Origin of the sequence: Actinomadura sp. BRA 177 (genome assembly GCF_013372625.1) — a bacterium.
Classification (GTDB): domain Bacteria; phylum Actinomycetota; class Actinomycetes; order Streptosporangiales; family Streptosporangiaceae; genus Spirillospora.
In genome coordinates, this window is record NZ_JABXFD010000137.1 from 1 (window position 1) to 20,300 (window position 20,300).

A 20,300-nucleotide genomic window follows, 5' to 3' on the forward strand; every position below is an offset into this window, starting at 1 on the left:
GGGCCAGGGGCGGGGGGGTAAGGCCGGTGAAGGCAGCCTTGAGGACGCGGTGCCCGAGAGCATGTCCATCGCCAGTTCCAGGTCGAAGTCGGCGGCGATCTGGCCCTGTTCCCGGGCGGCGCCCTTGAGGCGGTTCAGGAAGTCGTCGGTCTGCTGCTGGATGAAGCGCTTCTTGTGTCCTGCCGCGACCTCCGGATCGTGCTGGGCCTCGCCGAGGAGGGCGGGCTGGTCTGGGCGTCCTCCGTTGGGTCTTCGCGCGGGGTGATGGTTTTCAGTTGTTCAGGAGGTGTTGGACCGTTAGGGCGAGTCTGGCTCTTGTTAGGCCGGTGGGGTCGGTCAGGTCGGTGCCCAGGGCTTTTCCGATGTGGTCCAGGCAGCGGGCGATGCTGCTGTGGTGCAGGTGGAGGAGGTCGGCGGCGCGGCGTAGGGAGCCGGTGGCGCAGTAGGCGTCCAGAGTGTCCAGGTCTTCGGCGGGCAGGAGGGCGATCGCGGCCACGTCGGCGTTTGCGCGCATGGCGTCCGGAGGGAGCTGGGCGAGCAGCGCCAGCGCGCCCAGGTCGTCGTAGTGGATGACGGGGTGCCGTGGGGTGGTGAAGCGGAGGGCGGTGCGGGCCTGAAGCCAGGACAGGTCGGGGCCTTCGGCGGTGCCGATGCCCGCTTGCACGTCGGGTGGGAAGCGGGTCGGGTCGATGGTGGCGGTCAGGATGACGCCCACGTCGCCGAGAGCGGCCGACTTCACCGGACGGGACGCGCAGGCCACAGCGGCGATCTTATCCAGGGGAAGCGGTGATCGTACTGCGGCGACGCGAACCGGCGACGCGGGGAAGCCCAGGAGGCGCAGTGCGCGGGCTCTGGACGCCTGGTCGCCGTCCGCGCTGATCGCCAGTTCGACGAGGGCGGGGTCGGCCATGGTGGTCCGGGCCGGTCCGTACCTTTCGAGGACGGCCGCGGCGGCGAGGGCGAGCCGGTCCAGCAGCACTTCGTCGAGTGGGACGGGCGGGCTGGGCCGTTCCAGCCATACTGTGCCGATCTCCTCCTCATCCAGGACGATCGGTGCGGTGCTGGACGCGCACGATTCGGCGGCCGGTTCGCCGTCGGGCGCGGCGCGCAGTACCCGTCCCGTCCCGTGGATCCGGATTCCGGCGACGCATTCGGCGAGGCCAGCCGAGGCCCGCGCGAGTGCCGGGAGGTCCACTCGCCGGCGCATCAGCGTGTCGTAGAACGCGACGACGCGGATCGCGCCCTCGGCGTACGAGTCCAGTCCCGACAGGCGTACGGCCAGTGCCTCCATGTCCGAAGGATAAAGCGCCGGTCGTCGCGCGATCGGGGCGGAATGTGCAACGGATGGCGGATGATCCCGGCGCCGCCCTTGATGAGGATGGACGCCATGGATCCCGAACTCGACGCGTTCATCCCGTTCCTCCCGAAGACCGACCTGTCCGATCCGGTCGCCGCGCGCAAGAGGGTCGCCGAGCTGGCCGCCGCGGCGCCGAGCGAGGTCGCGGCGGCGCCGAGCCCGGGCACCGAGGGCATGGAGATCGAAGACCGGACGGTGGCCGCGGGCGTCCCGGTGCGGATCTACCGTCCCCGCCGGGCCCACGGCGCGATCATCTGGCTGCGCGGCGGCGGCTGGATCCTCGGCGACCTGGACACCGAGCATCCGACCGCCGCCCGGATCGCGGGGGCGTCCGGCGCCGTGGTGATCTCGGTGGACTATCGCCGGGCCCCCGAGCACCGCTTCCCGGCCGCGCTGGACGACGTCTACGCCGTGCTGACCTGGGCGGCCGCCCACACCGAAGACCCCGGCCGGATCGCAGTGGGCGGGCACAGCGCCGGCGCCGGGCTCGCGGCCGCCGTGGCGTTGCGGGCGCGGGACGAGCAGGGCCCGCCGATCCGGTTCCAGTTGCTCAACCAGCCCGTGCTGGACGACCGGCAGGAGACGTGGTCGCAGCGCAACTTCACCGACACGCCCTGGCAGGACCGCGACACGATCACCGCGGTGTGGCGGCACTACCTGGGCGGCGCACCCGCCACGCCGTACGCCGCTCCGGCCCGCGCCGCCGACCTGTCCGGCCTGCCCCCGGCCTATGTCTCCGCCGCGGAGTTCGACCCGCTGCGCGACGAGGACATCGGCTACGCGCTGCGCCTCCTACAGGCGGGGGTCTCGGTCGAGCTGCACCAGTGGCCCGGGACGTTCCACGGCTCGCAGGCGATCCTGTCCGCCGACGTGTCGCAGCGGCAGATCGCCGAACTCGGCGCCGTCCTCCGCCGCGCCCTGGCCGCGTGAGGTGGCCGGGCCGTGGGCAAGGGCGCCTAAGCGTGGTGGTCCAGTGCGGCGAGGACGGCCCCGAGCCTTCCGTCGAGTGGGCCGTCGAGTTCCAGGACCGGGACGTCCTCCCAGGCGTCCAGCGGGTCGGCGTGGACGAGTTCCAGCAGGGCGTCGTTCATGTCCGAGCGGAGTGCGGGCATCTCCGCCGGCGGCAGAACCTGTTCCGTTTCCGCCGTGATCGGCGTGATGACCAGCAGGTCCAGGCTCGCGACAGCCGGCCCGAGCGCCACGGAATCGGGCTCGTCCGCCCCGAGGACGGTCATATAGGCGAGGTAGTCCAGCGGCGTCCGGTCGAAGACGACCTGAGGCGGCGACGGCGATGTCAGGCTCCGCACCGAGAACGCCAGCAGCGCCCGGTAGTCCTCCAGCGATGGCGGGGACGCGAACTCGTACCCCTCTTCCTCCAGCAGGTAATACGGCTCGTCCGCCATGACGTGGCCGGACAGGTGCGCGCACAGCGCCTCCGCCAGCGTCGTCTTCCCGGTCCCGTGCGTCCCGGAGATTCCGACTCTCATCCCCACCCCGCTAGTGCGGGCCCATGCCGGTGAAGAGGGCCTGGAGGACGCGGTCGACGTCGGCGTGCGTCAGCGGTTGCTGTGTGATCAGGAGCCTGTAGTACAGCGGGCCGGACAGGATGTCCATCGCCAGGTCCAGGTCGAAGTCGGGCGCGATCTCCCCCCGCTCTCTGGCGGTCTTGAGCCGGGCCAGGGTGTCGGCGGTCTGCGGCTGGATGAAGCGCTGGTCGAGCGCGGCGGCGACCTCGGGGTCGTGCTGGGCCTCGCCGATCAGGTCCTGGTACAGCGGGCCCCAGGGCGGCCGTCCCAGCAGGTCCACGGCCTTGACCATCACCTCGCGCAGGTCGGCCACGATGTCGCCGGTGTCCCGGTGCTCCAGGCCGGCGGTGTTGAGGCTGAGGACGGCGTCGAGGAACAGCAGGCCGCGGGAGGGCCAGCGGCGGTAGATGGTGTGCTTGCCGACCCCGGCCCTGGCCGCGACCGCCTCGATGCTGAGCTTGGCGTAGCCGGTCTCCCGGGCCAGGTCGAGCGTGGCCTGCATGATCGTTTCGGTGCGGTCGGCGGCGCGGGCGGTGCGGGACGACCGGGCGGCGGCGCGGTGCGGTTCGGTCACGCGGCCCACCCTAGCGGAACGGCACGTGCCGTGTTGACACGGGACGGCCGGTACGCCACGCTTGCCACGAACGGCACGGCCCGTGCCGTTCCACCACCGCCAAGAGGAGATCCGATGGACCCGAGTCGAGGACGTCACCAGTGCCCCGCCGGCGGACGTCCGGCGAAAGGGCCGCGCAGGTGAACGAGTCGGCTCCCACGCGAGCCCCGCACGCACGCGGCGACCATCTGGCCGCGCGACGAGAACGTGCCCGCATCGCCCGCGAGCTGCACGACACCGTCGCGCACCACATGTCCCTGACCGTCATCCAGGCCGAGGCGGCACTGCGGAACGTCCCCGACCTCCAGGACGCGGCGAAACAGGCCCTGGAGGCGGTGCGGGACGCGGCGCGCGCGGCGCTCACCGACACCCGCCGCGTCGTCGGACTCCTGCGTGCCGACGACCCGGCCACCGGGCGGCCCGGCCTCGACCGCCTCGGTGAACTGGTCGGCACGGCTCGCGCCGCCGGGCTCCTGGTGTCGAGCACCGTCGTCGGGACGCCGCGTCCCCTGGACTCCGACGTGGACCTGTCGGCGTTCCGGATCGTCCAGGAATCGCTCAGCAACGCCTCCCGGTACGCGCCGGGCGCGCATGCGACCGTCGAGATCCACTACGGGCCCGGCGCACTCACCCTCTCGATCACCGACAGCGGTGCCCGGACCGCGCCCGAGGCCCCGCCCGGCGGCGGCCACGGCCTGGTCGGCATGCGCGAACGCGTCCAGCTCCTCGGCGGGACCGTCCAGGCGGGACCGCGGGCCGGCTCCGGCTGGTCCGTCGTCGCCGAGCTGCCGTATGAGAACCGTCCTCCCGGGCCGCCCGCCGTGCGCGTGGTCCTCGCCGAGGGACTCGTCCTCTTCCGGGACGGCCTGTCCCGCCTGCTGGAGGCGTCCGGCATCGAGGTCGTGGACGCCGTCGGCAACGGCCCCGCACTGCTGCGCGCGCTGACCGCGCACCGTCCCGACGTCGCGGTCGTGGACGTCGGGTTGCCGCCGACGTGCAAGGACGAGGGGCTGAGGGCCGCGCTGGACGCCCGCGAGCAGAATCCCGGCCTGCCCGTCCTGGTGCTGTCGCAGCGGGTGGAGCAGCGCTACGCCCGGGAGCTGCTGTCCGACGGCAGCGGCGGCGTCGGCTACCTGCTCAAGGACCGGGTCTCGGACGCGAGCCAGCTCGTGGACGCGATACGGTGGGTGGCCGCCGGGGGCACCGTCCTCGACCCGGACGTCGTCGCCCGGCTGCTGAGCCGCCACGCCCGCGAGGAGCCGCTGCGGGCGCTGACGCCGCGCGAGCGCGAGGTGCTCGGACTAATGGCCGAGGGCCGCTCCAACGCCGCGATCGCCGCGGCGCTGTTCGTGACCGAGAAGGCCATCGGCAAGCACACCAACAGCATTTTCGGGAAGCTCGGCCTCCCCCAGTCCGAGGACGCCAACCGCCGCGTCCTGGCGGTCCTGGCCTACCTCAATCCGGACCGGCCGGCGCTCCCCGACGGCGCGGCCCCACCGTGCCCGGTGGTGCGGCCGGCGGCACGGACGGCCGGGACCACGGTGACGGCGGACCGGCCCCCGGGCGGCCTGCGCACGGCATGTGACACTCCCGGACGAGCCTGACCAGCGAAACCCTTCACAAAAACGGCCCGCCGGTGTCCGGCGCGGGAAGTGGTGTTCGAGCCGGGCATGCGGCATGACGCCCCGCCACGGTGACGGGCAGTGCCCGCGCATGGTCTTCGAGGGGGTCAGCGGCGTTGTTCCCGGTGGCGGGCGGCGGACGTGGACAGTTGGGGCGCGCTCGACGACAGGAGCCACAGGGTGACCGGGCCGAGCAGTATCCCCAGCCCCAGGCTGGTCACGTCCTGCACCCTGCGCGCCAGGGCACCGATCACCATGTTGATCAGCATCGCGAGGATCACGCAGCGGTAGACCCAGGTGCCGATGGGCAGGGATCGCGCGGCCCGGGAGAAGCAGTGCGCCGGCACTGCCGCCAGGGGCCGCCGCGCCCGCCGCACCCTGCGCCCGGCACGCTGGAGGAGCCGGCTCAGTATCGCTCCGGCGTACCACAGGGCGGTGCCAAATTTGAACAGGTTGCCCGGCCGCGCATTGATCATCGCCTGCCATTCCTCGGCCCGTTCCAGGGCGAGGTCGGTGTCCCGGCCGTACATGGCGTGGGCGGCCCGGCGGACGATCCACCTGGCGGCGCACGCGGACAGCGCGGTGATCTCCGCGACCAGGAGCCCTGCCGCCACCCCGCAGCAGACGCTCAGCACTACGACATCCCTCACCGCGGCTCCAGCCCTCTTAAAACGCCCGGCTCCGGCGCGGGCGAGGTGGTTCCCGGACGTCGTTCGCGCAGCGCCGCGGTCGCGGCCTCGATGCCGGCCGAGGTGAGGCTGTAGAAGCGGCGGCGCGGTTTGCCCGGTACGGGGTTCGCGTGCTCCCATTCGCTGTCGAGCCAGCCCGCCTCGGTGAAGCGGTCCAGCGCCCGGTAGACCGTCGGCCCGTGCCGCCCGGTCGCCTTCATGATCTCCCAACCGTGCAGCTGGACGCGTTGCCGATGCGCTTGGAGCAGCACCTCCAGCACGTCCAGCTGCCCACCGGTCACCCTCTTCATACGTACTAATGTACCTATAGACTTCCCGGCCGTCGCCGTGGCCGGACGTCCCGCCGGTGGCGGTTCACTCGACGCCGGGCAGATCATCGGCCCGCGCGGGGACGGCACGGGCGGTCTCGCTCTCGGTGGCGGACGGTGCGGAGGGCCCAGGGGACGGTCAGCAGGGTCGCCGCCGCCATGCCGAGGACGGCCCGGCGCCACCGGCGGCGGGGGCGCGGACGTTCGGGCGGGGGTTCGGGTGCCCGCCGGTATTCCTCGTCCAGGATCTGGTGGAAGCGGCGCATCCGCCTGTTCTGGGGCGTGGCGAGACGGAGTTCCCGGGCGGCCGCCCAGTAGGCGCGGCCCGGAGATGATCATGTTGAGGTAGAGGAGTTGCCGGCGGCTCCTGCGGTCCTCGCCTTCCGGGACAGGCCCCCATGCCTCGTCCAGGTCCGGATCGTCCATGGCCATTTTCAGCAGTTCGGCGACGGCGGCGCGGCGGGCCTCCTCACGGGCGATCCTCGTGTCATGGTCGAGCATTTCTCCTGGAATGTCGCGGACGCCGTCAAGCATTGCGAATGTCCGGCTTGGCGGCGGAGTGCATGCGGCCGGAGATGACGGCAAGGCGCTCGTCCGACCCGATGGTGGCGCCGGACGGCAGGCGGTCAGCGTAGGCGCCGGTGGCGTCGTGGCCGGTGACGGCGGTGACGGCGTCGCTCAGTTCCCGGGTCTTGGGGCGATCGCCCGTGGTGCGACAGTCCTCCGCCTCGGCGGCCCGCTTGGCCCGCCTGCTCCGAAATCTCACTCCTCCACCTCCCATTGAGGGCGCTGGAGAGCATATTTGCATCGGAATCCGAGGGCGGCCACCGCTATTTCGAACTAGAGGTCACTCACGGACGCGGGAATAGTGGGACATTCTGGCGCGAAAGAGGCGGGCCGTCATCGCGGCGGGCCGTGAAGGTGGGTGTCCTGGGGCGGCGGACAGGTGCCGAGCCGGGCCGGACGCTCGGGCGGCGGGCGCGAGGCGGAGGGAAGCGGCACGAGGCAGTGCCGTCGAGGGACCGTGGACGATCGACCGGTGCGGGACGTCCTGCACGGCGGGTGACGCAGCGGCGGCCGGGACGCCGATGAAGCGGCGTCCCGGCCGAACGGGACGGTCAGCGGGCCGGGCGCTGCTTGACCTGCTCGATCAGGCCGGCGAACTGGGCAACGGACAACGTGAGGTGTCCCCCACCCGGGTCCTTGCTGTCCCGCACCCCGATCCCGGCCCCCGGCGCAAGTCGTCCCAGCTCAACGCACTGCTGATCACTAATGCCACCGCTGTAACTGCTCTTTCGCCAATGAACGATCATGAGTACTGCTCCAAGTACCGCTCGATGAGAGCGCGCGAGGCTTCCTCGGGAAGGGCCTTCGCGCCGATACGTTCGAACTTAGTCGAAAAGTCCCTTGCCTCGATGGGGCTCTCGATCAAGCGGCCCCCGTTCTGGGCACCGGCGTAGGCTACGTCTCGGTCGGGCAGGCAGATGACCTGGAACGGCCCGTCGAAGCCGTGGTGAGCGCCAGCCGCAGTCGGAACGATCCGCATGATGACGTCGGCCCGGCTCGCCATCTTGAGCAGGTGCTCCAGTTGGTCCTTCATGACCTCCGAGCCCCCGATGGGGCACGCCAGCACGCTCTCGTCGACAAGCATCCAGAGCGTAGGAGCGTCCGGCCGTTCCAAGATCAAACGCTGCCTCTCCACGCGCGTGGCGATCTCATCCTCAAGGTCCTTGGCCGTCTCCGTTTCGAGCATCGCGCGGATGTACGCCTCGGTCTGGAACGGACGGGGGATGGCCTTCCCGTGGTAGGTCTTGATCGCGTTGGACGTCTTCTCGTACTCCATGCACTGACGCGCCCAGTCCGGGTCGTGCGCCATTCGGGCAAACCAGAGGATTAGCTGAAAAAGCAGACCCGTCCCGTAGTGCTTGTCGAGCAACCGCATCTGGTCGTCCTGGGGACGCCGTCTGCCCGCCTCCATGTTGGAAACAGTCGAGCGCGCGAGGCCCATGATCTCGCCACACTGGGCGAGCGACAGTCCAGCCTTCTCACGCATGAAACGCATGAAGAAGGCCAGGAACTGCCACATGGAGATGCGAGGGTCCAGGGGTTCGCGCACGGAGGGCATTGCTTCTCCCTAGTTTCCAACTTACGTGGGTACAGGAAAATACTAGGCATCTGCGGTGATCCTTGTCACAGGAATTCGGAATCTCGGGCAAGGACAGGACGATGGCGATGACGGCGACCGCAGAGCCGATCATGCCCCTTATGGGCACACCCTCCGCAGTGGGGCTAGCGCGCACTTTCGCGGACACACAAATCCGCAAATGGGACTATTCCCACATTCTCGACAGTGCGCTTCTCATCGTCTCGGAGCTCGTCACCAACGCGGCCCGCCAGACGCCGGACGAGGAGATCCGTCTCCAGCTCAGCCGGGACGCCTTCGGGATCATCATCGCCGTCTGGGACGCCGACCACGAGCTGCCCAAGGCCAAGCCGCTGACCGAACTCACCCTCGAAGACCTCGACCTGTCCGAGGAGGCGTTCGACGACAACGGCGGCTGGGGCCTGCACATCGTCCAGGCCATGTCCGCCAAGTGCGGCGTCACCGCCGACCCGGCCGGCGGCAAGTGGATCTGGTCGCGCATGCACCCGTAGCGGCTCTTCAGCTCCACACGCAAGCCGCAGTCCAGGCATGACTCTCGACGGGAGGTAGCACGAAGATGGCCACTGACCACCTGACGGCCATGAGCGGACGGCGTCCGTTCCTGACCGCTCTCGATGAGGCCGTCCGCAAGCGCGGCGGGATGTCGTGCGGCATCGTCGCACGCAGCGGCACGCCCGTCCTGTACGTGATCAACGCCGAGTCGCCCAGCCGGTTCACCGAGATCGGCGCCGACTTCATCGGCGGAACCTGGATGTTCACCTGGGCTCCCACCGGCGAAGCGATCGGCGCGGCCACCTCCGCCATGGAGACCGTCGAGACGATCGCCCGCGCGCTCGGGGCTCACGTCGGGATCCGTCCGTGATGGGCAGCGAGTTCGCGGAGATAGCGCGACTGCTCCTGTTCTTCGGGGCGGTGTGCCTCCTGTTCGGAGCCATGGCGGGTCACGTCCTGGGACCGGGCCTGGTGCACCGGACCCGACGACTGCTCCGCAGGCTGCGCCGATGAGCCGGATCACGGCCGCCGATCTGGCCGCCGCCCTGGAGATCACCAGGGCCGCTTACCAAGAAGCCATGACCCGCGCGGGGATGCTCGCGGGCAAGATCGCCGAGGTCCACGCCTACGCCGAGTCGCAACTGGCCGAGCTGGCGGCCCAAGTCGACGGCACCGACCCCGCCCCCTAGACCCCTCCGGACGGACGGCGTTCCGAGCGCGGCACATGTCCGTCCGTCCGGAGGTTCCAGTGCGGTTTACCTGCCGCAACGACACAACCAAGGAGAAGATGATGGGCGACCGCGACAAGGGCAACAGCGACGAGAAGACCACCACCGACGGGGACAAGCCGCAGGGCGGATCCCGTGGGACCGGTGACAGGACCAACGGCAACCCCAACGACGGGAAGCGTTCGTGACCAACTGGCACGAGACCATCGGCTCGGTGCCCCGGCGTTCGTTCACACCCGATGTGGTGTGGGCGGACCTGGGGCCCGGCCCTTGGGCACGGCTCGACCGCAACGCCGACCCGGACAAGTGGGAAGAGGTCGTAGCGCTCGACCAGCCCTTGGTGACCCAGTTCGAGGACGGCCGGACCGAAGGCGAAGGACTGGCCAGTTCGTCGCTGTCCATGCCGACGTTGGTGGTCGAGTTCCTGGAACAACTCGACCCGTTCGACCACAACCGCGTCCTGGAAATCGGTACCGGCTCCGGCTGGACGGCCGCCCTGCTGTCCGCCCACGTAGGCGCCCACAACGTGACCACAGTGGAAGTCGACGCGGATTTGGCAGCCAAGGCCGCCGAACGGCTCCAGTCCGCCGGCTACGAATGCCGCGTCATCGTGGGCGACGGCGCAGACGGATACCCCGAGAGCGCTCCCTACGACCGAATCCACGCAACATGCGCGGTCTCACGCGTGCCGTACGCATGGGTGGAGCAGACTCGGCCGGGCGGACGGATCGTTACCCCGTTCTCAGCCGGATTCGGGTGCGGCGCCATCCTGCGCCTGGACGTCCTCAACGACGGGACGGCCCTAGGTAAGTTCGCCGGATCGGCCGACTACATGGCGCTGCGCGCACAACGCCCCGCCTACGGCCCAGCCCGGTCATGGGCAAAGGCCGCCAAGCGGGACGTCCGAGTAAGCCGCACCCGCCTGGACCCGCGCTCACTCTCCTACGGACCAGTGAGCATCGACCTCACCGTGGCGGCCCTCGTGCCCGGCGTGGTCTCAAGGTTCTACTCCGACGCCACCGGAGCAACCGCGTGGGTCCTGGACCGCGAATCCCATGAAGGCGCGTGGGCCTCGGTCGACTACGAACCCGCCCAGCTCGACTACGAGGTCCAGCAGGCAGGCGACCGCTCCCTATGGGAAGAGACCGAAGCCGCCTACCTGCAATGGCTGAAGTGGGGCCGCCCAGACATAACCCGCTTCGGAATCACCATCACACCCGACGACCAAACAATCTGGCTGGACACCCCAACCAACCTCATCTGACCCGCAACACCCCGCGACCTGCCCCGGTCACCCCAGGCCGGGGCAGGTGCGAGAAGCGGTGCAGACAGAGCACAGACACTCACCCGCGCGGCTGCGAGTGTCGCGTCCGGGAGCTTGTCCTGCCTTCGGTTGATGGACGCTCCTCCACATGCCAGACCTCGATGTAGGCCCGTCAGGCGGGCTGCGCGGCGGGCGCTGGGGCGTCGGCCTGCCGGGCCTTGCGGGCCTTGCCGGTCTCGCGGAGGATCAGCAGGCCCGTGACCGCGATCAGCGCCGCGGTCAGGCCGTGAACACCGAACGCCGTGGCTGTGGAGCCGTGGTGGCCCAGGACGGTGATCATGTCGCCGAGCGGGGCGGCGGCCACCATCAGCAGGACGGCCATGGCCAGGCCCTTCACGACCAGGAAGCCGCCGCCGTCCCCGGCGGGCCAGCTCGGCAGGCCGAAGCCCGACACCTGCGCCTCGGGGGCCAGGACGAAGGACTGCCCGAGATAGAAGGTGAACAGGACGATGGCGGCGGCCATGTCCTCGCCGGGCCAAGACCGTTCGGGTTCAGCGGCAGGCGGCGGGCGCTCAAGGCGATCCCCCGTCGACGTCGCCGACGCTGAGTGCGCGCGTGGCCGGAGACCCGGCGTTGGGCGGTGTCGGCGAGGCGAGCGCACCGAGCTCGATCCTGTGTTCGCCCGTCCCAGGCATGACCGAACCGTGTAGTGACCATTGCGTGGACGAAGCCCCCCAGAAGCCCACTCATTGCAACCAGATTACTACTTTGGATTCTGCCGCTTTGGGTGGTTGGCCTCGGGTCAATGCCCTGCCCGATGAAAAAAGGGGGACATCTTAGTACTCCAGTTGTAGATCGCGATCTTGCTGGTCGGGGCTGGTCCGGGAATGGGTGCGGCCACCGGTGATCATCGGTGTGTGAAGACAGAAGATCAGTCGGTGGCCGCAGGTCACAGCATAGATCCTGGCCGCTGGCAGGAAGTGTTCGAGGTCTTGATGGGTCGCATCGCGGGACGGTTCGGTCGGGTTGAACCCCGGCGCCGGGCCCGGGCGTTGGTGCTCGGGCTGCTGTCGGACCTGCCGCGCAAGAACTGCTGGACGCTCGCCGAGCATGCCGGGGACGCCAACCCGTACGGTCTGCAGCACCTGCTGTCCAGGGCCAGGTGGGATGCAGACGCGGTACGCGATGACCTGCGCGGCTTCGTCGTCGAGCACCTGCACCACCAGGACGCGGTGCTGGTCGTGGACGAGACCGGCGACCTGAAGAAGGGCACGCACACGGTGGGCGTGCAGCGCCAGTACACCGGCACCGCCGGACGCATCGAGAACAGTCAGGTCGCCGTCTACCTCGCCTACTCCACCCCGCTCGGGCACGCGGCGATCGACCGGGAGTTGTATGTCCCGCGTTCCTGGACCCAGGATGCGGGCCGCTGCCGGGCCGCCGGGATCCCCGACACCGTCGCTTTCGCCACCAAACCCGCCCTCGCCGCCCGCATGATCGGCCGCGCACTGGACGCCGGCGTCATCGCATCCTGGGTGACCGGCGACGAGGTCTACGGAGGCAACCCGCACCTGCGAACCGACCTGGAAAGACGCGGGATCGGCTACGTACTCGCCGTCGCCTGCGACCACCGGCTTGCCACCCACGGAGGCAAATTCCGCGCCGACGCCCTGGTCAAGAAGCTGCCGAAGCGGGCCTGGCAGAAACTCTCCGCCGGCGCCGGAGCCAAGGGACAGCGTTTCTACGACTGGGCCCTGGCCGACATCGCCAACCAGGGGCCCGGCCACCACCAACTCCTCGTCCGCCGCAACCGGCGCACCCGTGAACTGGCCTTCTACCGCTGCTACTCAGCCACCCGGGTTCCACTGTCCACTCTGGTGCGGGTCGCCGGACGCAGATGGACGGTCGAGGAGATCTTCCAGTCCGGCAAGGGCCTGGCCGGACTGGACGAACACCAGGTCAGAGGCTGGACGTCCTGGCACCGCTGGGTCACCCTCGCCATGCTCGCCCACGCCTTCCTCACCGTCGTCCGCGCCGACGAACACGCACACCACCCCAGGTCGGACGAGCTGATACCGCTCACCTGCAACGAGATCCAACGCCTGTTCACCGCACTCGTCGTCGGGCCTGGCCACAGCCCGGCCCATCGGCTCGACTGGTCCCAATGGCGACGCCGTCACCAGGCCCGATCCCAGGCCAGCCACTACCGCCGACAAGCCACTCAAGCATGAAGATCGCGAACTACAACTGGAGTACTAAGCGACCCCGTTGACTTGCGGCGTGTTGTGGTTATGGGCGTCCCCATAACCACAACACGCCGCAAGTCAACGGGTCAGAAGAGGCCGTCCTGCTCACTGGCTTTTGGGCGCTTCTTTCCCTTCTTGTCATGCAGGCCGGCGGCCTTCTCAGCGTCATACCGCTCGTGGTTCAACTCAAGCAGCCGATCTATCAACTCCCGCTGGACGGCAGGACCCACGGTGTACCGCGTCTCGCGTCCCGCTGCGTGATGCCCATGGTCAAGCTCCGGGATCAGATCGTCCCACCCATACGCCCGGCACACAGCCTCATCGATCGCCCTATGGATCTCCCGCAGTTCAACGATGTCCGCATCGCTGCATCCGGGATCATGCACCATGTTGTACGTCTTCGTGAGCCCTGCCTGCCGCCCCAGCATGACATCCCGCCGGAAGCCATCCAATCGCTGCCCCACCCTCCGCATCTCGGAGGTCATCTCCGGAAACGGCAATGTTTGAAGAACATCTGTTGGAGAATAGCTCAAGTCGGTCTTCATCGTGCCGCTTCGAAAGACTGTCCACCAGTAGTGAATGCCACTACTGAGCAGCACAAGCAATGCCTTGTCAGACGATGCGAATACGACTACCTTCTGATCGAATACTTGCCTTGACGACACCACGACCGGCATTACAGTGCTGCTGACCTGCGCCATCGCTATCACCGAGTCCAGCGACCCAATGGCCTCCAACATCGCTGGGCGCGTGGCTTCAAACTGCCAGTATTTCTCACGCACCGGCTCAGTCAAGACCCAAGATCCGTCAGGCTTTTTCCTTTGACGAAAAGGCTTAACGTCACGTTCAACGATGTCAAATACTTCTTCATACTCCATCGCTCGCTCTTTATTCCACTCACGGAAATTTATCACATAGCGGCTCGCTGTAAGGTCGGCCCGAGAATTTAGATCCCTGCCGATCAGGTATCGATGAAGAACGTCAGCATTGCGCGAGTTCTTCTCTATCAACAACTCGGCGACATCGGGATCGACCGCGAAGCCATTGCCGATCAACTTTACACCAATAAAAGCGATACCCTGACTATTATCCAACCTGTGAGGGTTTCCGGTAACGCGCGATGCGGGAGTCAGCCCCGGCTCGATTGCCTTGACTACCAAATCATTGAGGACATACTCCGCTTCGCCAGTAGGCACCGTCCACGATGTCCAGATCACGCAGTATTCGAGCATTGCACTCTTAGAGGGCCAGGGTCGACTCTTAATCGCCCTGCGAATTACACTTCCTAGCTCTATAACCTGATCGAGACCAACTTCGCGGGTGTCCCCCTGAGGAAGAGTGTTTGTCGCTATCAAGCCAGTCTGACCGTGATTATTGATCAAGCTATGGGCCCGCAGCACAAAATAGGCCACGAGATCAGCCGTTCCCCGCTTGGAATACCCAACCGCACGAACAAGATGCTCCCGATATGCCGTCCCCATTGACCCAGTTATCTTCGATCCACCAAGGAAGGGGGGGTTACCGATGATGGCGTCAAAACCGTCGTTCTCGAAGACCTCCGGAAACACCAGGGGCCAGTGGATCGGCTGGCGGCTGAAGGCCCCGGCTGGAAGATCAATGCCGAGCCATTCACGAAGTTGATCACGGGCTTGCAGTTCGGCGCGCTCGTCACCGTTCAGGATGCGCATCGCCAGGTCAGCGACCCTGACAGAAGCATTGCGAAGGCCAGCGTCGCCCCGTCCGGCGTTGGCTAGGGCAGCGCCAACGGTCATGTCGCCGATGAAGGAGGCAAGTTTGGTCTGAACCAGAGTCTCCGCGAGAATGGCGCGCTTTGCGTCTAGCCCCTCAATGGTCGAGCCGTCCATCTCCACGAGACGTCGCCGCTCGTCGGCGACGCGGGAGACAAGCTCCCGGACTCCAGCGGTCAGGCGAACGTCCAAACGCTCGTGGATTTGGCGGCCACGCTTGGCGTCCATGTGCATGACTTCGAGCTGGTCGAGGGACGTGATGCCCAGCAGGGAGTCGCCGACGATGAGGCGGTCGTCCAGGAACGTGAAGGGCTTGTGCGGGTCCATGGAGACGAGCCACAGGGACAGCTTGGCCATTTCGACGGCCATCTCGTTGATATCCGCGCCATAGAGACAATGTTCAATGATCTGGCGGCTGGCGTCGATGGTGACCGGGTCCGCTTCGGCGTCGGCGGCCATGGTGGTCGACTTGCCCTTGTAGTCGCGGACGCGCTCATCGCCCTCGCGGACCCACGCCTCCACGAGCTTGTCACCCAGGTAACGGCAGGCGGCCACAAGGAACGCGGCCGAGCCCATGGCGATGTCGGCGACCTTCAGCGACAGGATCTCGTCCGAGGTCTTGAGCTTCCACTCATTCTTATCGGCCGTCTGCAAGGGGCCGGGCGAGTAGACGAGCGGCTCCAAAGCGCCTTCGACGACCTGCTTGGCGAGAAAACTCGGCGTGTAGTGGGTGCCGGTGTTCTTCCGCAGCGACGACTCCGTGACGTACAGGGCGTCCGTCAGAATGACGACGGGCAGGTCGCGAAGGTCCGTGCGGATGAGCTTGTAGAACGGCAGCAGGCGTTCGGTCAGCGGGTAGTCGCCTGCCGTGACCGCCAGGAGCTTGCGCTGGGCGTCCTGCTTCTCGGCGTCCGGGAGGGGCGCGAGATGCTTTTCCAGGGCCTTGGCGGAGCCGATCCGGGAGTCCTTGTATTCGGTGGCCATCTTCGCTGCCAGGGACGGGACGTCCGGGCAGGCGGCGGCGAATTCCTCCAGGGTGCGGAGGGGGACCTCTTCTTCGAATCCGGCCTTGCCGATCAGGCCGACGTAGGTCTCGTCCGCGTGGAAGCCCTCGAAGGAGAGCAGGCCCTCGTAGACGTATCCGATCTGCTCCACGTCCAGGGCGGCGAAGGACAGCCTGCGGCGTTCCCGGCTCTTCCCGGTGCCGATCTCGACGTATTGCACCGCCTGGAGCATGTGCAGGACGGTCCGGTCGTCGATGGTGTGCGGGAGCCACGCATACGTCTCCGGGTTGAAGATGGAGCCGTCGTGGGCGTGCATCTTCATCTCGGGGTGGTCGACGCCGAAATACACCGCGTTGAAGAGGGCGAGGAGGCGGTGCCAGCCGGTGTAGGTGTGTTCGAGGTCCTCTTCGGTGCCGTCCAGGGCACGTTGCTCAAGCTCTGCGCAGAGGAGGCCGGCGGAGTAGGCCGTCCGGTACAGCTCCTTGTCGGCGGGGAGGAGTCCTCTTTCTTCGGCGAAGAGGAGGAACACGACGCGCATCATGACGGCGACGGCGCCCCGGTAGACCTCGTGGGCGGACACGTCGGTGAGGCCGCGTCCGCCCTGGGCGACGTCGGCGGTGTGGGCGCGTCCGATGGCGGCGACCAGCAGTTCGACGGCCTGGCGGACCTGGACGCCGAGGGCCTCGGTGATGTCCTCCTGGTTGTCCTTGCTGACGTCGAGGAGGCGGACGAGGGTCTCGTCGTCCGGGACGGCGAAGAAGCGGGCGCGGCTGAGAATGGACACGAAGGCGCGGACGACGTCGCGTTCGGCGGCCTCGTGCCAGTTGACCGCGTCGAAGACGGCGGTGGTGGTGACGCCGCCGCGCGGGGCCCAGACGAGGGCCCACCAGCGTCCGTCGGTGGCGAGTCCGAGCTGGACGTCGTGGTGGCGGCAGAGCTGGGCGAGGCGGTCGACGGGGGTCGCGGCCCAGTCGGAGTCCTTGATCCGCTGGGTGGGACGGTCGTCGCTGACGAGGCCGAGGAGCCGGACGTTCTTCGCGTCCTCGCCGGGGGCCGTGCCCGGTTCGAGGAGGGCGAACGACGGGGTGACCGCGGTGTCGTGCTCGGGGACGTCCATGGACAGGGCGTCCAGGCCGGTGAAGTGCGCCGCGTCGCCCCAGCCGAGGAGTTCGGTCAGCACGTAGTCGATCCACGGGCGGCCGGGGAGGGCGGCGTGCTCCTGGCGGAGGCGTTCGCGGGCGCCCTTGTCGAGCGCGTCGAGGGTGGGCCAGACGCGGCGGAGGACGGGGACGCTGAGGAACGGCCCGGACACGTCGATCAGGCTCAGCCAGTCGGCGTGGTTGAAGTCGTCCCTGTGGCGGGGCCAGCGCTTATTAACCACGGGGGCCATGTCAGATCGCCTCTCGCTTCGGGACGACGAAAACGACCGCGACGGGGAACGAGTGCGGTTCGGGGCTCGCGTAACGGGACCTGATCTGCTGGAGTTCGAGGTCCTTCTCGTCCGACAGGCGTTGCAGGCGTTCCTCCCAGGAGCGGCGGTCGTTCTGGTACTGGCGGATCTCCTCGCGGCTGCCCGCCTGCGCCTCGGAGAACAGCGCGCCCTCCTCGTCGCCCTTCGCGAGCTGGTCGCGGAGGCTGGCGGAGAACTGCTCGATGTTGGCGGTGATGCGGCGGGACTCGGCGTCGCGGCGCTGGTCGAGGCGGCGGACGAGGGACTCGCGCCGGGTGTCCGCCCGCCACTTGATCGCGGCTTCGAGGCCGGGCCGCAGCGACTCGAACCGCTCGGCGAGGCGGGCCTGGATGCGCGGGGTCGCGGCGGTGCCCTCGGTGAGGGCGCGGTCGAGGAGCGCGCCGAGGCGTCCGAGGTTCTCCCAGCGGCGGAACCGTCCCCCGTCGGGGGCCCAGCCGCCGGCGTGCAGGACCTCCTCGTGGAGGCGGACGCCGTCCGCGCCGACGAGGACGAACCGGGAGAACGCGGCGACCAGCGTCGTCTCCAGCTCCGGGTCGTCGCCGACGACGGCGGTGACGCGGTTCAGGTCGATGCGGTCGTTGGACACGGCGGCGCGCAGCAGCCGCGTCGACATCGCGACGAGCGGATGCCCGAGGTGGGCGAGGACGACGTCGTCCCGGTCCTTCGCCGTCCGCTGGCTGAAGGTGACGGGGAGCTGGCGGGGCGGCTGCCCGTCCGGCGGCAGCTTTTCCAGGAGCCCGGCGGACGCACGCTCCCACGACCCGGTGAGGACGGGCACGTCGTAGACGCCGCCGCCCGGGTCGACGGCCTTCGTCAGCGGCTGCTGGCGGGCCAGCGCGAGCGCCGTGTCGACGACGCGCTTGACGCCGTTCGGGGTGATGCGAAGGGTGCTGACCGTCTCGTCCAGGTTGTCGCGGAGCTTGCGGACCTGGTCGCCGACGTTGGACTCGGACGGGACCCGCTCCTTCTTCGCGGCCCTGGCCGTCTCGGCGTCCACGTCGACGTGCTCGCCGAGGAGGCGGCGCTGTACGGCGTCGGCGAGGACGGGGTTGACCGACCCCAGGTCCTCCTTCTGCTGGACGACCTTGTGGGCGACGCGGGAAAGGAACTCCAGGTCGGCCTCATAGGAGTCGACGGCCTTGTCCCATCCGGTGCCGACGAAATGGCGGATCTCGGGTGTCTGCTTTTGGCCGTAGCGGTCGACGCGCCCGATCCGCTGCTCCAGCTTGTTCGGGTTGAACGGGATGTCGTAATTGACGAGCCGGTGGCAGTGGTTCTGCAGGTCGATGCCCTCGCTGGCGGCGTCGGTGGCGAGCAGGATCCGGACCGGATGCTCGTGCGGCGCCTTCTGGAACGCCAATCTCAGCTTCTCGCGGTCGTCGGTGGTCATGGCGCCGTCGAGTTCGGCGACACGGTCGCCGCCCATTCCCTGGGCGCGCAGGAGTTCGCGGAGCCAGTCCTTGGTGTCGCGGTACTCGGTGAAGACGATGACGCGTTCGTTCGTCCAGTCGCGGTCGGGACGGCAGACGGACCTGAGGTACTCGATCAGCTTGCGGGCCTTCGCGTCCGGCTGGGCCTCGTGCGCGGCCGCCCAGTCGTGCATGCGCTGCAGGAGGGCCAGCTCGTCCGCTCTCTCCTGGATGAGCGGGGTGGTGAGGGCGAGCGCGTCGGACTCGGCCTCGTCCAGGGACTCGTCGTCGAGGGTGGCGGTGTCGTCGAAGAACTCGTCCAGCCACTCGTCCTCGGGCGGGAGGACGTGGCGCGACTTCGACTTGAGCGTCTCCATGTAGGCGGCGACGGTGTGCGCGAACGCGGCCGGGCTGGAGAACAGGCGCTTCTTCAGCAGCAGCGTCACCAGGTCGGCGGCCTTGCGCCCGCGGGTCTGGTTGAGGCGCCTGCGGCGGGCCTGCGCGAACTCCTGGAGCAGCTGGTGGATCTCGCGCTCGTCATCGGGATAGACGACCGGGATCTCGCGGGCGTCCCGCTCCTTGAAACGGGGACTGCCATTCTCGATGATCTGGGACTTCAGGCGGCGGACGACCGTTTCCTTGACCGCTTGCTCCTCGGGTTTCATGCCACGGGCGAAACGCTGGTCGTCCAGGATTTCCAGGAGCGCGGTGAAACTCGCCTGGTAGCCGTTGTGGGGGGTGGCCGACAGGAAAAGGCGGTGCGTGAAATGCTGCGCGAGCCTTCTGATCAGCTTCGTCTGCTGGGAGTCGATCGCGTAGATCTGCTTGGGCGCGGCGGGGGCCACGTGGTGCGCCTCGTCCAGGATGAGGAGATCGAACGTGCGCGGATAGGTGGGGCCGTCCGGCGGAAGGACCTCGTCGAGAAGCCGCTGCGCCTTCGCGCCGCGCAGCCACGGAAGCGACACGATCGCGTGCGGGTAGACCTCGAACGGGTTCGCGGCACTGCCGTGCGTGCGGCGGACCTTGGCGCACTCCTCGGAGTCGATGACGGTGAAGTCGAGACCGAACTTCTCGGCCATCTCGTCCCGCCACTTCACGGTAAGGCCGGCGGGGCAGACGATGAGGATCTTGCGTCCGCGCTGGCGGAGGAGGAGTTCCTGCGCGACGAGCCCCGCCTCGATCGTCTTACCGAGGCCGACGTCGTCCGCGAGGAGAAGGTTGACGCGGGGCGCGTCGAGGGCGCGGGCGACGGGTTCGAGCTGGTAGTCCTCAATGGCGACGCCGGAGCGGAACGGCGCCTGGAGCGTCTTGACGTCGGCGGACGCCACGGCGCCCCAGCGGACGGCGTCCAGGAAGGCGGCCAGTCTCTCCGGGGAGTCGAACTTGCCTTGGGTGACCTCGGGGAGGGAGCCGGACGGGAGGGTGCGGCGGCCGGGCTCGACCTCCCAGATGACGGAGAGCGTGTCGCCGTACCGCCCGTCCTCGACGGACTGGAGCGTAACGAGGGTGCTCCTGTCGTTCCCCTCGTCCACGGTGCTCACAACCCAGCGCTGCCCCCGCACCTGGACGAGCGCCCCGGGCTTGGGCCCCTCATCGGTCACTGTCGCCACCGAGTCTCCTCCTGGGTCGTGAGCTGCTGCTATTTGTTAGCACAGGGGC

18 protein-coding genes and 4 pseudogenes are annotated in these 20,300 nt (G+C 68.5%); 9 read left to right on the forward strand and 13 right to left on the reverse strand.

Annotation, left to right across the window (positions count from 1 at the left end):
- Both HUX53_RS03775 and HUX53_RS03780 read right to left on the reverse strand, forming a co-directional pair.
- A pseudogene (locus HUX53_RS03775) lies at positions 1-213 on the reverse strand (TetR-like C-terminal domain-containing protein); the annotation flags it as partial.
- A gap of 58 nt (positions 214-271) precedes the next feature.
- On the reverse strand, positions 272-1,291 hold the full coding sequence (locus tag HUX53_RS03780; protein WP_176401774.1) for a helix-turn-helix domain-containing protein: 1,020 nt from the start codon (positions 1,289-1,291) through the stop codon (positions 272-274).
- 96 nt (positions 1,292-1,387) lie between these two features.
- Here HUX53_RS03780 and HUX53_RS03785 point away from each other — a divergent pair, with 96 nt between their 5' ends.
- Entirely contained in the window at positions 1,388-2,287 is a 900-nt protein-coding gene (locus tag HUX53_RS03785; RefSeq protein ID WP_176401775.1) for an alpha/beta hydrolase, read from the forward strand.
- A 26-nt stretch (positions 2,288-2,313) separates the two neighbouring features.
- Here HUX53_RS03785 and HUX53_RS03790 read toward each other — a convergent pair whose 3' ends face one another.
- A complete protein-coding gene (locus tag HUX53_RS03790) occupies positions 2,314-2,844 on the reverse strand; it encodes an AAA family ATPase (RefSeq protein WP_176401776.1) in 531 nt (176 codons plus the stop codon).
- A 10-nt stretch (positions 2,845-2,854) separates the two neighbouring features.
- The gene (locus HUX53_RS03795) at positions 2,855-3,457 is read right to left on the reverse strand and encodes a TetR/AcrR family transcriptional regulator (protein ID WP_309237034.1); all 603 of its coding nucleotides are present in this window, start codon (positions 3,455-3,457) and stop codon (positions 2,855-2,857) included.
- A gap of 179 nt (positions 3,458-3,636) precedes the next feature.
- Between HUX53_RS03795 and HUX53_RS42930 the strand changes: the two are divergent.
- Positions 3,637-4,281 (forward strand): annotated as a pseudogene (locus HUX53_RS42930) (sensor histidine kinase); the annotation flags it as partial.
- Positions 4,282-4,317: 36 nt separating this feature from the next.
- Positions 4,318-4,956: pseudogene (locus HUX53_RS03805) on the forward strand (response regulator); the annotation flags it as partial.
- Positions 4,957-5,225: 269 nt separating this feature from the next.
- Here the strand turns inward: HUX53_RS03805 and HUX53_RS03810 are convergent.
- From HUX53_RS03810 to HUX53_RS03835, 6 genes and pseudogenes are all read right to left on the reverse strand, one after another.
- A complete protein-coding gene (locus HUX53_RS03810; protein ID WP_176401777.1) occupies positions 5,226-5,768 on the reverse strand; it encodes a hypothetical protein in 543 nt (180 codons plus the stop codon).
- Positions 5,765-6,097, reverse strand: a complete 333-nt coding sequence (locus tag HUX53_RS03815) for a PadR family transcriptional regulator (protein WP_176401778.1) — start codon at positions 6,095-6,097, stop codon at positions 5,765-5,767. The genes HUX53_RS03810 and HUX53_RS03815 overlap by 4 nt, the downstream gene beginning before the upstream one ends.
- An 83-nt stretch (positions 6,098-6,180) precedes the next feature.
- Positions 6,181-6,649: pseudogene (locus HUX53_RS40680) on the reverse strand (DUF6082 family protein).
- A complete protein-coding gene (locus tag HUX53_RS03825) occupies positions 6,642-6,881 on the reverse strand; it encodes a hypothetical protein (RefSeq protein WP_176401780.1) in 240 nt (79 codons plus the stop codon). The pseudogene HUX53_RS40680 and the gene HUX53_RS03825 overlap by 8 nt, the downstream one beginning before the upstream one ends.
- Before the next feature lie 352 nt (positions 6,882-7,233).
- On the reverse strand, positions 7,234-7,428 hold the full coding sequence (locus HUX53_RS03830) for a DUF397 domain-containing protein (RefSeq protein ID WP_176401781.1): 195 nt from the start codon (positions 7,426-7,428) through the stop codon (positions 7,234-7,236).
- Positions 7,425-8,231 (reverse strand): helix-turn-helix transcriptional regulator, encoded by an 807-nt coding sequence (locus tag HUX53_RS03835; RefSeq protein WP_176401782.1) that lies wholly within the window; start codon positions 8,229-8,231, stop codon positions 7,425-7,427. Before HUX53_RS03835 ends, HUX53_RS03830 begins: the two co-directional genes overlap by 4 nt.
- Positions 8,232-8,398: 167 nt before the next feature.
- Here HUX53_RS03835 and HUX53_RS03840 point away from each other — a divergent pair, with 167 nt between their 5' ends.
- The 5 genes from HUX53_RS03840 (at position 8,399) to HUX53_RS03860 (ending at position 10,763) form a co-directional block, all read left to right on the forward strand.
- Entirely contained in the window at positions 8,399-8,770 is a 372-nt protein-coding gene (locus HUX53_RS03840; protein ID WP_176401783.1) for an ATP-binding protein, read from the forward strand.
- 65 nt (positions 8,771-8,835) lie between these two features.
- Positions 8,836-9,141, forward strand: a complete 306-nt coding sequence (locus HUX53_RS03845) for a hypothetical protein (protein ID WP_176401784.1) — start codon at positions 8,836-8,838, stop codon at positions 9,139-9,141.
- A 139-nt stretch (positions 9,142-9,280) separates the two neighbouring features.
- Complete coding sequence (locus HUX53_RS03850; protein ID WP_176401785.1) at positions 9,281-9,460, forward strand: hypothetical protein; 180 nt, start codon at positions 9,281-9,283, stop codon at positions 9,458-9,460.
- Positions 9,461-9,519: 59 nt separating this feature from the next.
- Positions 9,520-9,687, forward strand: a complete 168-nt coding sequence (locus HUX53_RS03855) for a hypothetical protein (RefSeq protein WP_176401786.1) — start codon at positions 9,520-9,522, stop codon at positions 9,685-9,687.
- On the forward strand, positions 9,684-10,763 hold the full coding sequence (locus HUX53_RS03860; protein WP_176401787.1) for a methyltransferase domain-containing protein: 1,080 nt from the start codon (positions 9,684-9,686) through the stop codon (positions 10,761-10,763). The genes HUX53_RS03855 and HUX53_RS03860 overlap by 4 nt, the downstream gene beginning before the upstream one ends.
- Positions 10,764-10,935: 172 nt before the next feature.
- On the opposite strand, the gene HUX53_RS03865 is transcribed toward HUX53_RS03860, so the two are convergent.
- Positions 10,936-11,286: a DUF4267 domain-containing protein gene (locus HUX53_RS03865; protein ID WP_176401788.1), complete on the reverse strand. Its 351-nt coding sequence runs from the start codon at positions 11,284-11,286 to the stop codon at positions 10,936-10,938.
- 472 nt (positions 11,287-11,758) lie between these two features.
- Between HUX53_RS03865 and HUX53_RS03870 the strand changes: the two genes are divergently transcribed.
- The gene (locus HUX53_RS03870) at positions 11,759-12,994 is read left to right on the forward strand and encodes an IS701 family transposase (RefSeq protein ID WP_176401789.1); all 1,236 of its coding nucleotides are present in this window, start codon (positions 11,759-11,761) and stop codon (positions 12,992-12,994) included.
- A gap of 101 nt (positions 12,995-13,095) precedes the next feature.
- On the opposite strand, the gene HUX53_RS03875 is transcribed toward HUX53_RS03870, so the two are convergent.
- Entirely contained in the window at positions 13,096-17,142 is a 4,047-nt protein-coding gene (locus tag HUX53_RS03875) for a DNA methyltransferase (protein ID WP_309237035.1), read from the reverse strand.
- 10 nt (positions 17,143-17,152) lie between these two features.
- A complete protein-coding gene (gene drmD / locus HUX53_RS03880; RefSeq protein ID WP_176401791.1) occupies positions 17,153-20,251 on the reverse strand; it encodes a DISARM system SNF2-like helicase DrmD in 3,099 nt (1,032 codons plus the stop codon).
- Positions 20,252-20,300 lie beyond the last annotated feature (49 nt).